This window comes from Bacillus sp. XB1 (genome assembly GCF_053557995.1).
Genome location: NZ_JBNRIL010000001.1, coordinates 2528032 through 2541752, shown reverse-complemented (window position 1 = coordinate 2541752; position 13721 = coordinate 2528032). Strand labels below are relative to the sequence as shown.

Here is a 13721-nt window from a genome sequence, read left to right as displayed (position 1 = left end):
TACGGTGAGTATTCAAATTCAAGGTGTATCAAAGCAATATGGTACATTTCAAGCACTAACAGACATTCATTTGGATATTCCAAAAGGTGAACTTGTTGCCTTATTAGGCCCGTCAGGTTCTGGGAAAACGACGTTATTACGCATTATTGCAGGATTAGAAGAAGCGGATGGAGGCTCTGTTTCATTTGATGGAGAAGATTTAACAGACATTCACGTGAAAAACAGGCAAGTCGGTTTCGTCTTTCAGCACTATGCGCTCTTTAAACATATGAATGTATTTGAGAATGTCGCTTTCGGTTTAAAAGTAAGAAAGAAAAGCTTAAGACCGTCAGCAGAAGCGATAGAAGAAAAGGTAACAGAATTATTAAAGCTCGTAAAAATGGATGACTTTGCTAAACGTTATCCAGCGCAATTATCTGGTGGACAACGTCAACGTATTGCACTAGCCCGGGCACTTGCAGTCGAACCGAAAATTTTATTACTCGATGAACCGTTCGGTGCACTCGATGCAAAGGTGAGAAAAGAATTACGCAGATGGCTCCGAAAATTACATGACGAATTTCAAATTACGAGCGTATTCGTAACACATGATCAAGAAGAAGCGTTAGACGTTGCAGACCGCATCGTTGTAATGAATGAAGGTTGCATTGAACAAATGGGAACACCGGAAGAAGTATATGAAAACCCAGCAAGTCCGTTTGTATATGACTTTTTAGGAAATGTAAATTTATTTCACGGCCGCGTTCATAAAGGAAAGCTAAATGTAGGATCGGTCGAACTAGAAGCACCAGAGCATAAGCACGTTTCCAACGTAGACGGAATAGCCTACGTAAGGCCGCATGACTTATCAATCTCTCGTACGAAACAAAGCATAGATGCAATCCCGGCAAAAGTATCTTATTCTCACGCAGTCGGAAATATCGTATATGTAGAATTAAAACGAGACGGAACAGATGAATATTTAGAAGCAGAAATTACGAAAGAACAGTTCAAGCAGCTGAACATTCAAGCGGGTGATTTCGTATACGTACAGCCGAAAGAAGTGAAAGTGTTTATTCCGGAGGATTTTGTAATTTAAGAGTGTTTACTCTTAAATCACAAAATCTATTAATAAGAAAAGGTCTCCTAAAATATCTTTTAGGAGACCTTTTCTTTGTTTATCGTAATAACCTTTTCTCATATGAAATGTAGTAGGAAGTTTGTATATATAATAGCGGAGCGTGTTCAAACAACTATTTGATATGAGTAGTAATGAAGATATTCTTCCTACTTTCTTACATAAAATTTTTAATTTTGGATATTTGTATCATATGTTTCTGCAACAAACACAAAGTCTACATGCTCTTTATCAATAAAAATACTTGTTTTAGATGGAAGACCTGTTATGGTAGAAACAATATCAACCTCAACAAGGTCAAATCCTACACGATAAGCATCTGCAATTTCAATTCCACCAGTTAGAAAATGCAATCCATCCCCAAATGACTTAAATACAAATACATTTTCTTTCAAACTTTTATTATCCATTTCAATCCATTCTTCGTTAATATAAATCTTAAATGTCGTGCACTTTGGAACACACTCGATGTGATGTATCCCTTTATAACTATTAAGCGAAAACATATAGGTATGAGTTTCTTTAAAGTTAATATCTATCCCGTATTTAAAAGCAAAGGTTTTATATACCATTTCATAAAACAAGGGCATTACAATATCATCCCATGCGTCATAGGCAAAAGCATGAATTGGTATTAGATGAGGATATAAACTTACAATCGCTTTTTGAAAATTAAGTAAGATGGTTGTATCTGTAATTTCTTTTAAAGAATCATCTATTTCATGGTCATAATCTTTCGAAATTCTGTTATCAATCATATGACAAACTCCTTACATAGTCTTCTATATACTACGTTTTTCCGCATCATCAGTTTGTGCCTTCTGCAACTAAATTGCAAGTTTAACCGATGATTCCAAAAAAGCCCTTGTCTTATTTTATCAATCATTAAATGGGGTGGGATACTACAAGCATTAATGAGAAAAGAAATCGTCTTTTCTTTTTTTATGATAGATGTATTTATTTTTAAACTGCATTTACTTTACTCTTTGTTTCATTTAGATTTGAATATGTAACATTATTGTGTTAAAAAATATTTCAGCGAGGTGAGTTTATGAAAGAAAAGAAATGGTATAGGCAATTAGTCGTGATGGTGTAGGAGAATCATCTAAGGCCATTTTAAATGTTGTTAAAACCGGTAAAAAAGTTATACAAAGTGGCGGTAGAACTAAATATACTAGTAAACAGGCTGTAGTAGTTTTAAATAAAAAAGGTAAAGTAATTACAACTTTTGCTAAAGGTTCAAAATACATAAGGAAAAAATAAGTTTGTTTAAATTAAATAAAGAGATGCAGATTTTATTGAAACAGACATTAGAATCACAAAATAAACATTTACTATGGTTAAATGTTTATGAAGACTTACGTATGATAGAAACTGAAAAAATAAATAAATTGAGAGATATTATAGCAGATGAATTAATGGAGAAAGGTTTTGATGAACGAGACAATATAAACGATTTGGGAAGAGCATTAGAAGAGCTAATTGATATCTTAGGAAATTTAATACCTTAGAAAATGTTAAGCTGTATGGCAACGTTTTTAGCAGATGGAAAGTTCCGTTAATTACAGAATGAAAGATTATATAACTTTTAACAATGCGCTTAATACGAGTGTAGCTATGATTAGAGGGTTTTGTATGTGTAAAATAACTTCAAAAATATAAGGATATATTTTGAGGGTGTATGATTATATAGTATATATATTGATTCGAATATTTAAAAGGAGGGGAAACATGGGGAAAATAATAGGGATTATTCTGATTATAGGTGGTATGATTCCATTAATTTATGCAATGATGCAAATCTATCGGCAATGGAAAGAAAAAGGGTCTTCTTTTGCTCTTAAATTAATAATTTTCCTAGCCGTAAGCATTTTGCTAGATACTGCAACAACTATTATATTGTGTATAGTAACAGTATTCATTGGTATTTGTTTAATTAGCTATACATAATAAGTTCAAGAAGGCTAACTTATCGATTGTTACTAATTGGAGGGATTGGATGAACTTCATTTTACATGGATCTAAATATACAGTTTTAGCTTCCGTTTTTGACTCATTTCAAGGTAGGGAAAAAGAGTTTAATTGGCTTATAACAGAAATGGAGATTGTCGCACATCAGGAAGAGAAACTTATCCGAGATTATCCTAAAATGTCGCATCCAATAGTTTGGATAGCAGGTGAAGATCTTTCAAATCTCGTAAAGAGATATAATCCTCAATTTATTTGGGGTGTACTATCTGCGTTTGATAAGTCTATAAACATTGATATTAATAATTTGCTTGTAGAACCCTATGCAAATGGAAATGAAGGGCTCTGGGTACCAAGTCCGAATATTCAGCACCCTCAAGCAAAACTTGAAATTGTTTGTTGGGATTCGTATGTAACGCTTTTTTTAGTAAAGATGAGGACATCGATGATAAATTTCAAGACTATTTCAAGTCCGCTAAAAAATTGGATTTTTAAATAGGTCGTCCTTCAGTAATAAAATGAATGTATGAATAATAATCTCTTTGATGATTATTGGAATATTAGCTAGTATTTTTGAAAAAGTAACTTATAAAACTTCGGAGTGAATTGTTAACTTTTGATGCGATAGGAAATCGTAAATAAATTTATGAAGGAGAATTTAGAGTTGATAGAGTTTTTTGGATATTTATTAATTTTGGTTTTAAATATGCTAGTAGCATCTATCGTATTTTTACAAGAGTACTGCATAGGTAGTATAAGACTGTCTCATTATAGGAGAATCTTTGCTACGGTCATGGCTATACGTTCATTGGTGAGTATATGGATCATTTACCCTATGACAGCTACTCTGTTAGGGACGCTAAATATTTTAGTGATTCAATCAATTATATTACTTTTCCTTTGGGGGCTTATGCAGTGTGTAAAGAAGTACAGAGGAAAGTGGTATATTACAATGATTGCACTTATTATTTATGCTCTTAGCTGTTATTTTCATATTATGTATGCGAAAACTGTATAGATAATGAGAGGGTATTTGTAGACCTAGTTACATGATAGTAAGAATCTTTAATGAAAATTATAATAAAATGATGTCAAAAGGGAGACTAAAAGTGCTTATAGAATTTTTAGAATTCATTTCTATCTTGGCTTTAGTAGTTGTATTAACATTAACTGTTATGTTGCAAGATATATTTTTTATAAATATAAATAAACAATATACTGAAACACGTATTGGGGCGATTATTTTTTGTATTCGGATGTTGTTCGGAACATGGGTAGTATTTGTTACGGAAACTACTATAATTGCTGTCTCAAAAGTGACTGCAATTCAATTAATTATTTTACTTCTTTTTTGGGCATGTTCGAAGTATGTACAAAAAACTCGTGAAAATTGGCTAATTACTATAGTTGCTTTTGTTATTTATGGTGTTGGTACATACTTGTATATTCAGTTTGCTTTTAGAGGCTATTAATATATCACCAGAAAAGTTAGTGGTTAGAAAGATGCATTTGTTAAATGTGTATATGAAGGAAGAGCGAATATAGGCTCTTTTTTCTTTATATATAGGATAGGACATGTATCTAATCCTCGTGGGACAAATCAAAATAGAGAGCGGAAGGAATTATATGAACAAAAAAGAATTAAAATTAAAGCTACTGCAAGGTCTAGGTGAAGCATTAAAAGAAAACGGTTATAAGACTAGAATTACACAACAAGACCTGGTGAAAAAATTTGATAAAGGAAAAATCGGTATACATTTAGCCTTTATCAATCACCTAGAAGATTTTGATGTGACGGTGGATGTGGGAATTCGTTTTGATGAATTAGAAAATATGAAAAATCAATGGGCTGACGGTTTAACAATTAGAGAGAAAAAGGAGACCTATACAATTGGAGTTGATTTAGGGAATTTAGTCTATAGAGAGCAAAAAAGGTGGCGTGTTGAAAAGGAAGAAGATATTTTACCTGTTACTATGGATATTTTAAAAGAAGTTAAGGAATACTTCATTCCATATATTGATAAGTATGTAGATATGGAAAATGTATTTGATTTATGTGTAAGAGATGATGATGAGGCTGGATTAATAGGGACAATATTTGATGGGACGCGAGCACAAAATGCTATTGGATTAGCCTTGTTATTAAATAAAGAAGAGATATTAGAACAAATCATTGAGAAAAAGAGAGAGTATTTAAAGACGAGGGATAAATTTGAATTGGAGTTATTTGTAAACTTTCTTTTTAATATGGAACTAGGATAGACAAATTTAGTTACTCATTTTGAGGATTATAGTAGATTTGAGTGCTAATATAGTATTGAAGATTTTTCTGCTATCTAATATTTAGAGGTCCTAAATATTTTTAGTTGTGGGGATGTAATTACAATAAGTTTTATAGAAACATTGTGTAGATTAAAGTAGTTCTCTTTTGCAGAAAGTAATGTTGTAGATGATGATTTTAGTGTCTGTAAAGGGATAGAATTTGGTAGCTTTATGGATAAGAGGCATTATTCGCATAAAAATAAGAGTTTTAATGGTATTTAGGAGGGGATTATAATGAAATTCCCAAAAGATGAAGATGGACAAGTATTAAATATGTTATACAAGCAAGGTATAGATTTTAATAAAAAACATATAGTAGATTTCTTTATTGCAATTCCTGATAAAGGTAATGGAGAAAAAATAATTGGCAGACTACAAGAGCTGGGCTTAAATTGTAAATTAGATTATAATGAAGAATTTGAAGATTGGACATGTACTTGTTCTAAAGAAATGTTCTTAATTTATGAGGATATTGTAGAGATGCAAAAGGAATTGAATAAACTGGGTGAAGAGTTTGGTGGATATACAGACGGTTGGGGTGCATTTGTGTAATAGTGAATTTATTTATCGTGATAAAATAAATTAGATGGAGTAAAGAAACAATTTATGGAAAGAAGGGCTTATATAAGTTCTTCTTTCTTTGTATATATTAAGATATCTTAGTGGTAGAAAGGTATATGATATGTGGGCGGGGGGCTACCGGTAAAAGCCCGATTGGTAAGGACTAATTAAAGTTTCACTTTATATAGGTTTTGAGAGAGTAAGATATAAGATATATTGTTTGTAGTGGAGATCTTGAATGAAGGGAGCGTGTGATAATTGGCAATGACGGATGAACAATTCGAAAATTATCTTGTTATGTGTTATGACAAATTAGAAAGTAAACAGCAAAAATTCATTTCGGATTATAATATCTATAACTTTGATGAGTATTGGTATGATCAAGATCGATGTATATTACAGTTTAAAAAAAATGGTCAAGTGTTACTTGAATTTAGTGTTGTTTTTATAGGGTCTTGGTCTGGAAAGAGTAACAGTTGGATGTGGTCTTGGGCTAATGAGAATGTGGCTGATTATGCAAGAAGTAAGTCTAACTGTTTGAAAGATCTACAAAATATTACAGGAAATGAAGTTTTTATAAATTCACTTTTTGAATGTGATCAAGAAATGGCGTATGAGCTAGCAGCCTTTTCCATTGAATATTTAGATGCAGAAGGAGTGTATATGGCACCAGGTGAGAGAAGTGATGTATTTATGGCTGTTATGTCACCGCATGCATTGTGAGTAGAGCATATGAAAAATATAGATAAGGTAGAATGAAAAAGGAGTACAGTTTAATAAATTAATAAAAGGTATCATAGGTCCTCGATGCATGGTGATAAATTTAAAGGAGTGAATTATATTGCTTGAGGTAAAGTTTTACGATTGGAAAAAAAAACGTCCTAAAAAACATTATTTGCTTGTACATGAAATTAGAATTTTTGAGCTGATTTTCTCAAAGAAAGTTAGCAAGTTTGAGATGGGATTAAGAGAGATTGAAAAAGTAACTGTCTTTTGTTTAGCTAACGAAAACACTGATATTTCATATGAAGTGAATAGAGCTTTGGGTGAAATTCGTATATATGTTCCATATGATTTTATGGACTTTTTAGCATTAAATTCAGTTGAAGAGAAATACAAAGAGTTTTGTAAATTAGTACGCCAATATGTTATCCCTGAACTTGAAGAAAACTCTATCCTTTCACCCTCTATTGTTAAAGGGTATACAGAAGAATCTTTAGAAGAAATTGTGAAGCAAAACTATGAAGGAATATTTTTAGTTGGAAAGACACCTAAGAAAAGTCCAAGCCGTAAGAAAGTAGCAATACTAAAAGGGATTCATCGCGTTAAAGGTTTCCAACTACGATGTGAAGTGTATGATGAAAAGGGATTAAAGATTCGAGACCAACTATTGGTGGAAGAGGTAGGGAATGAAATGGTGTATGCAAGATTTTTGGGTACATTAAAATGGGAAAGTGAAAATCTAATAGTAGTCCAATCTAAATCTAGTAGTTGGAAAGAAGAAATCTATCTTTAATAACAAAGTTGTATAGTAGGAAGAGGGTTGTAGAGCATAAATGAATTTTTTTCGGAAAAATAAATTAAGTGACATTCAGAAAAAGTACTATGAACATTTTGGAGAGCCGATTCAATTTGTTAATTATTATAGCCGCGGATCGGTTATGTATTTTCAAACGGATGATAGGCTTTATTATGTTAATTTACTGAATGTATGAGGTGATAAATGTGAATGAACGTCTAAAGAAAATTGCAATGTTAAGAGAAAAGGTAGAGGAAAAGGCTACTAGAGAAAAGTTTTTAATGTTATGTCCGTCTATAAAAGAATTTGAGATTATTAGCGGGAAGAAAATTGCTTCATTAGTAAACTTTTTAATTGATGAAACACCGAATCCTATCAAAGTTATGAGTGAATTAAATGCTGAACAAGTTATCAATGAAATAAAAGAATTTGAACGTGAATTAACTAGTTTATTGTCTAAGAAGATTATTGTATGGTATGCACATGAAAATTGGGACTTTGGTGTGCAATTAGAATTAGAAGATTTCATGTTATATACAAAAGAAGTATTACATTTCATTGGATATGACGATGCTCAAAGAGGATTAATTTATTCTAGCCTTATTGTAGTAGATGAAGCAATGAGAAGTGCTTTTTCTTTTCTAAAGAATGAGTATAATGTCGAGATAGTACTATGGAAAGAAAGCTGAGTGTATTAGAGTGTTTTAAAACAAATTGGATGAATGGTTGAATTTATTATTAGAAGAAGTGGTGCGTGGTTTAGTGTGATAGAAAGAAAAAGAGAGTCTTCAAGGGATATGTATAAGAGAGTAAAGGAGAGGAAATATGTCTTTTTATAAAAAGGAAATAAAAGGGGGTAAATTGATTATAAGTGACGAAAGCATTGATATTTTAATGGATGCTTTTCAAAATAAAGGTGAAGAGATGCCTAAAAATATATCATGGAATTTCATAGCGACGGTATTACTCGCGGGATCTTATTATGAATAAGTAAAAAAACGAAGAGTCTAAATAGTCCCTTCGTTTTTTTACTTATTTTTTCTCTACTAACTTTTTATTCTTCCAATCTAGTGTAAATGATTTATTAAATGTTTTTTGATCAACGTCTTTTACGTTGTTTCCAACCCAGTTTGCAGTTCCGAATGTGAAGCCTGGACGAAGTTGGTAGTCATCGGCGTGTTTTGTATAAGCGACTTGTAAGTTAGATTGATCTGTATTTTTTTCAGAGATAACAACAGCAATCATACCAGGAGAGAAACCGCTATTTGTTAATGCTGGAAGTTGATCCATCGGTATTAAATTACCTTTTGCATCAGATTCATATAGGTATGTGCGAGAGTACATGAACAGTTGGTTTCCATATAAAGAATGATAGGAGTCACGTGTGTAAATACCCCAGTTTTGATTGTTATATCCGTTAAAGAATACGTTCCACTTTACGTTTTTGTTCGTTTGGTCAATTAAATTTGTTTTATAACTAGTTTGTTTATAGCTTACAGAGTCAGACCAAGTGACTTGACCAGTTGCACCAGCTTCACCGCTAGGGCCATTAGGCGTTACAGAAGCTTTAACAGAGCCACCAAGTTGATAAGATACGCTAGATGTTACAGTCGTTTCTTCTACAGCATTTGTAGGTGCTACGTTAAAGAAACGAGCGCTGTTATCTTGAAGGTTAAATGCAACATCATATTGTGAAGGATAACGTAATGTTGCACTAGCACCAGGGATTGGGTAGTTATCAATAGGTGCATCACTTATAGTAGGATTTGCTTTTAGAAAACTACCAGTTGTATTAATAACGGCAATCTGTTTATCAGCGCTTGGGTCATCGATAAAAGTTACCTTTAAAGACATTGTCATATTATCAGCTTGATCATTATTAAATGTATTATAGCTCGTATGTGTTTTTGCATTTTGTCCGATATCTGTTACAACTTGCGATGTTGTTTGAGCATAAGCAGCAGGTGTTGAAAGAGTTACAGCGCTACTAGCAAAAACAGCAGATAATGCTAAACATTTTAAGTATGTTTTAGAACGTTTCATACAATCACTTCCTTTTATCTTTGTCGATATATGTCGTATTACATTTATATCGTAACATGAAAATAAAACGGAATGGATGGTTATGCATAATTGCATAGGTGAGTTTTGAACGATAAAGATAATAGAATTTCATCCAACACTTAAGACTCAAAAATGTCCATTACAGCCGTTCTTAAAAATTTTAAGATAATATGTTTATCAATGTTCTTATTATGAAGATTGAAGCGCTTAATATTTACGTTATAAGTGCATAACAAGTTATAATAAAAGAAATCAATAAGGAGGCTGGCTGTGAAGAATCTTCGTTATCTCAATATATTTACCATATTAATTATATACACACTACTTATGTTTTACATCGGCTGGAACGGATGGGTTTGGCTTCATGCGGTATTTGGCTGGGAATCTTGGGGATATTATGCTTTTATAGTCGCATTTATTTCATATGCGTACATTCTCGTGCAAGTGTTTAAGTTTTTGCCATTTCTGCGAACGATAGGTTCGATTTGGTTTGCGGTTATACAATATGCGCTTATGCTGTTGCCATTAGCTAATATTATGGTCTTTCTTTTACAGTTTTCAGTAGAGAAAGAAGCGGCAATTATTTGGACAGGAACGGCCGTGTTACTTGCGTTTATCTTTATTTTTGCATACGGAGTATTCAACGCATATAGCCCAGTAGTTAGAAAGTACGAGGTGCACATACCGAAAAAAGTAGAGGGACGTAAAAGTTTACGCATTGCGATGGCTTCTGATATGCATTTCGGTAAACTGTCTGGCGTTTCGCATTTAAAAAGGCTTGTTCGTCATGTAAATGAGATGGAACCTGATATTATTTTACTGCCAGGTGATATTATCGATGATCATCCAGGTGTGTTCATTCAAAAGAATATGGGACCAATCATGAAACAAATGAAAGCACCATTAGGCGTATATGGTGTTTTAGGGAACCATGAATACTATGGTAGAGCGGTTCCAGAGTTTTTACAAGAGATGGATAAGATTGATATTCGTATTCTTTTAGATGAAGTAATTACAATTGAAGATGACTTTTATCTCGTTGGAAGAAGAGATAAAACAGAGCGAGATCGTCAAAGCTTTGAACAATTAATGAGTACGGTAGATAAATCGATGCCTGTTATCGCAATGGATCACCAGCCATTTGAGTTGAAACAAGCAGCAGCGGCAGGTGTAGATTTATTATTATCCGGTCATACGCACCGCGGACAAATGGCGCCCAATCATATTGTAACGAGAAGAATGTACGAGCTAGACTGGGGATACGCACAAAAAGGCGCGTTCCACGCAATTGTTTCTTCTGGATTTGGGTTTTGGGGACCACCGCTTAGACTTGGTAGTAGGTCGGAGATTGTGCAGGTAGAAGTTACATTTGAATAGGGGTTATGAAATAGAGAGCTGATGGCTCTCTATTTTTTTTAATAAAAACAAATAACAATAAATATTTATGTTGGTGCTAATTTCATAAAAGAGATAAGATTATAAGACTCGATTAAAATAAAGGGGGATTGTAAGTGATCATATCAGATGTACTATACGGAGAATTTGAAGTGGATCAAGTAGTAGAAGAATTAATTTCAAGTAAGTCTATGCAAAGGCTAAAAGGTATTCATCAAAATGGCGCAAGTTACTTAATGAACGAGAAATGGAATGTAACGCGCTTTGATCATTCAGTTGGTGTTATGTTATTAGTTAAAAAATTAGGTGGTTCAGTAAAAGAACAGATTGCTAGTTTACTGCATGACGTATCGCATACTGCTTTTTCCCATGTGATTGATTACGTTTTTGATAATGAAGATGAAAGTTATCATGAAGAGATATTTAGTTCTGTTGTGAAAAACTCAGAAATTCCAGCGATTCTTGCGAAGTATGGTTATAACTATGAAGATATTTTGTTAGATGATTCGAAATGGACGTTACTCGAAAGGTCAGCACCAGAATTATGCGCAGACAGAGTGGATTATACATTACGAGATATGTATACATATGGGTATGTTTCTTTAGAAGAAGTTCACAGTTTTTTAGAAGATGTCATCGCTGTAGATGGGAAAATGGTTGTTCAAAGTGTCGAAATGGCAGAATGGTTTACAGAAACGTATTACAAGGAAGTAATCGATTTCTTTATGGAACCAATGAATATTTACGGAAATGATATGTTAGCGAAAACGTTAAAGGTAGCTCTTCATAAAAGGATTATTCATGCAGATGATTTTCTTCTTGAAGATGAGGAGCTTATTTCAAAATTGCAACAATGTAATGACCCCGAAGTAGAAGCTTTATTAAGCAAAGTTCATCGAAATGTAAAAGTAAAAGAAGATAGAAACGATTATGATTTACATCAGAAAAATAAAGTGCGTCTTATTGATCCGCCGTTACTTCGTGAAGGAAAAATCGTTCAGTCGTCTGTTGTGTCAGAAAACATAAGACAGATGAGTGATATTGCTTATGAAAAAGCGGTGAGAGGGATGTATGTGAAATTGATTTCGGAATAAAAAAGAAGTAGCGCATCTTTTTTAGAGCGCTACTTCTTTTTTATTAATGATCAAACCAATTCCAAATCTCAATATCTCCAAGAGTCGCATAACGTACGTGCGGGGAGTTTTGTAATTTTAATAACTCTTTCGATGGGCCAGTAATAACAATTCCGTATACTTTTACACCGTTATCCTTTACATATTGATAACGTTTATCTAAGTTTAGTTCTTTCTCAGAAAGCGCTGCTATTTTGCTTACCGTTTTTTTATGGATAGAAAGAACGCGCATCATTTCGGTTACTTTGTCTTCTTGCGTTTTCTGCCCGTCAGTTTCATTATCGAGGAATCTTACATGTTCTGGAAACCCTATAGCTTCTCCGCCATGTAGGATATAGTCATCTACATTTTTTCTTTCTTGTCCTGTATCTAAAGCGTACCATACAGGAGTTGGAGGGAGTTCTTGTGCCTCGAATATGCTATATAAAAGCGGTTCTAATTCTTTTAAAGTGTAAGCTTTATCAAAAGAAATTGCTACTTCTGCAACGGTTCCATCATGTACTTTTGCAAGTGTATCCCATACTTTTTTTGATGAATCCTTTAAATAATCACCCTGCTCTGTTTTGGGATGAACAAAGAAGAGTTTTGGTTGATAGAACGGATTCATCCAAGTTTGCTTCGTGATATCTACAGATGATAAGAAGCTTTTTGTTTCTATTGTACCAAGTGGCATTTCTTTTTTACCGACGGTTCTTACTAAATCAAATTGGCTATTTGTACGGAAAAAAGCTTCTACACTTGTTCCGCCTCCCATAACGCGGCTATTTGGGATAGTTGCTTCAAGTGCCAGCGAAGGAACCTCTCTAATTTCTTTTAGCCTTTTATCATTATTAGCTTGAAAATAAAAGGCTGATAATACCCCGCCGATTATATAGATAACGATGCAAATTGATAATATAAAACCAAACGTTTGTAAACGATGTTTCCACTTAATTCTCCAAAAAGGAATTTTAAGATCTTTTGGAGGTAACTTTTTCTTAATTGGTTCTGTTTTTGTTAACAGCTCATCTAAGTAAGCTTCACACTCTTCACATGACTCAATATGACTTTCTAACAGTTCTTGTTCATCATGCGTGAGCGTTCCATTTTCATACTTCTTCCATAGTTTTTTAAATTCTGCACAGCCCATCTGTATCACTCCTTTATGCTTTTTATTTCTTTTCGTCCCCTGTGTAATTCAATTTTCACTTTCGCTAATGAGAGACCAGTCATTTCTGCTATTTCCTTATAGGAGAATCCATAGTAATCTCGTAGTAGTAGGACATTTCGTCTTTCGAGCGGAAGAGAAGATAAACTGTCTAACCAACTAGCAATCTCATGTTTTACGAAATATTCATGTTCTGTACTTGGCACGTTTGGTAAATGGAATTCTTCCACTGTAGTTGTGTTATACTTTATTTCTTTTCGATACCAATCGATAAAGGCGTTGTAGGCTATTGTAAATAACCACGGCCTAATTTCTTCGCCTTTATAATAATCAATATGGACGAGCATTCGGTAAAATGTTTCTTGCATGAGATCTTCCGCATAGTGGGAATCTCCGGTTAGGGAGAGAAGATAGCGAAATAAATCATGCATATGCTCTGAGTAAATTTCTTCTAATGATTGTTTGCGTTTCACTACATTTCCCTCCCTTCATACA

General features: G+C 33.3%; 17 protein-coding genes and 2 pseudogenes. 14 read left to right on the top strand and 5 right to left on the bottom strand.

The window, feature by feature from the left end:
* The first annotated feature begins 4 nt into the window (after positions 1-4).
* Positions 5-1078, top strand: a complete 1074-nt coding sequence (locus tag ACK1U5_RS13035; RefSeq protein WP_069605190.1) for a sulfate/molybdate ABC transporter ATP-binding protein — start codon at positions 5-7, stop codon at positions 1076-1078.
* Between the two features lie 209 nt (positions 1079-1287).
* Here the strand turns inward: ACK1U5_RS13035 and ACK1U5_RS13030 are convergent, their stop codons facing one another.
* Positions 1288-1875, bottom strand: coding sequence for a hypothetical protein (locus ACK1U5_RS13030; protein ID WP_000566763.1), 588 nt, complete (start codon positions 1873-1875; stop codon positions 1288-1290).
* Positions 1876-2382: 507 nt separating this feature from the next.
* Here ACK1U5_RS13030 and ACK1U5_RS13025 point away from each other — a divergent pair.
* From ACK1U5_RS13025 to ACK1U5_RS12975, 11 genes and pseudogenes are all read left to right on the top strand, one after another.
* Positions 2383-2628 carry a hypothetical protein gene (locus ACK1U5_RS13025; protein ID WP_069605191.1) on the top strand — a complete coding sequence of 82 codons (246 nt, stop codon included), beginning with the start codon at positions 2383-2385 and terminating at the stop codon, positions 2626-2628.
* A gap of 220 nt (positions 2629-2848) precedes the next feature.
* Positions 2849-3067: a hypothetical protein gene (locus ACK1U5_RS13020; RefSeq protein WP_016109469.1), complete on the top strand. Its 219-nt coding sequence runs from the start codon at positions 2849-2851 to the stop codon at positions 3065-3067.
* 49 nt (positions 3068-3116) lie between these two features.
* A pseudogene (locus tag ACK1U5_RS13015) lies at positions 3117-3580 on the top strand (hypothetical protein).
* A gap of 169 nt (positions 3581-3749) precedes the next feature.
* Positions 3750-4103 (top strand): hypothetical protein, encoded by a 354-nt coding sequence (locus tag ACK1U5_RS13010; protein WP_000569001.1) that lies wholly within the window; start codon positions 3750-3752, stop codon positions 4101-4103.
* A 91-nt stretch (positions 4104-4194) separates the two neighbouring features.
* Entirely contained in the window at positions 4195-4557 is a 363-nt protein-coding gene (locus ACK1U5_RS13005) for a hypothetical protein (RefSeq protein ID WP_000904358.1), read from the top strand.
* A 154-nt stretch (positions 4558-4711) separates the two neighbouring features.
* Positions 4712-5347, top strand: a complete 636-nt coding sequence (locus ACK1U5_RS13000; protein ID WP_069605193.1) for a hypothetical protein — start codon at positions 4712-4714, stop codon at positions 5345-5347.
* 294 nt (positions 5348-5641) lie between these two features.
* Entirely contained in the window at positions 5642-5959 is a 318-nt protein-coding gene (locus ACK1U5_RS12995; protein ID WP_113710745.1) for a ribonuclease E inhibitor RraB, read from the top strand.
* A gap of 267 nt (positions 5960-6226) precedes the next feature.
* Positions 6227-6691 carry a DUF6882 domain-containing protein gene (locus ACK1U5_RS12990; RefSeq protein ID WP_025709853.1) on the top strand — a complete coding sequence of 155 codons (465 nt, stop codon included), beginning with the start codon at positions 6227-6229 and terminating at the stop codon, positions 6689-6691.
* A gap of 118 nt (positions 6692-6809) precedes the next feature.
* On the top strand, positions 6810-7484 hold the full coding sequence (locus ACK1U5_RS12985; RefSeq protein WP_069605194.1) for a hypothetical protein: 675 nt from the start codon (positions 6810-6812) through the stop codon (positions 7482-7484).
* Positions 7485-7693: 209 nt separating this feature from the next.
* The gene (locus ACK1U5_RS12980) at positions 7694-8176 is read left to right on the top strand and encodes a hypothetical protein (RefSeq protein WP_001005736.1); all 483 of its coding nucleotides are present in this window, start codon (positions 7694-7696) and stop codon (positions 8174-8176) included.
* Between the two features lie 172 nt (positions 8177-8348).
* Entirely contained in the window at positions 8349-8477 is a 129-nt protein-coding gene (locus tag ACK1U5_RS12975; protein ID WP_257131505.1) for a hypothetical protein, read from the top strand.
* A gap of 42 nt (positions 8478-8519) precedes the next feature.
* Here the strand turns inward: ACK1U5_RS12975 and cytK2 are convergent, their stop codons facing one another.
* Positions 8520-9530: a beta-channel forming cytolysin CytK2 gene (gene cytK2, locus ACK1U5_RS12970; RefSeq protein ID WP_000830628.1), complete on the bottom strand. Its 1011-nt coding sequence runs from the start codon at positions 9528-9530 to the stop codon at positions 8520-8522.
* 143 nt (positions 9531-9673) lie between these two features.
* Positions 9674-9787, bottom strand: a pseudogene (locus tag ACK1U5_RS12965) (TetR family transcriptional regulator); the annotation flags it as partial.
* Between the two features lie 34 nt (positions 9788-9821).
* Here ACK1U5_RS12965 and ACK1U5_RS12960 point away from each other — a divergent pair.
* Positions 9822-10928 carry a metallophosphoesterase gene (locus tag ACK1U5_RS12960; protein ID WP_000793739.1) on the top strand — a complete coding sequence of 369 codons (1107 nt, stop codon included), beginning with the start codon at positions 9822-9824 and terminating at the stop codon, positions 10926-10928.
* A 134-nt stretch (positions 10929-11062) separates the two neighbouring features.
* Entirely contained in the window at positions 11063-12040 is a 978-nt protein-coding gene (locus ACK1U5_RS12955; RefSeq protein WP_000587072.1) for an HD domain-containing protein, read from the top strand.
* Between the two features lie 43 nt (positions 12041-12083).
* Here the strand turns inward: ACK1U5_RS12955 and ACK1U5_RS12950 are convergent, their stop codons facing one another.
* The gene (locus ACK1U5_RS12950) at positions 12084-13208 is read right to left on the bottom strand and encodes an anti-sigma factor (RefSeq protein ID WP_000501655.1); all 1125 of its coding nucleotides are present in this window, start codon (positions 13206-13208) and stop codon (positions 12084-12086) included.
* A gap of 5 nt (positions 13209-13213) precedes the next feature.
* Positions 13214-13699 carry an RNA polymerase sigma factor gene (locus ACK1U5_RS12945; protein WP_448814822.1) on the bottom strand — a complete coding sequence of 162 codons (486 nt, stop codon included), beginning with the start codon at positions 13697-13699 and terminating at the stop codon, positions 13214-13216.
* Positions 13700-13721 lie beyond the last annotated feature (22 nt).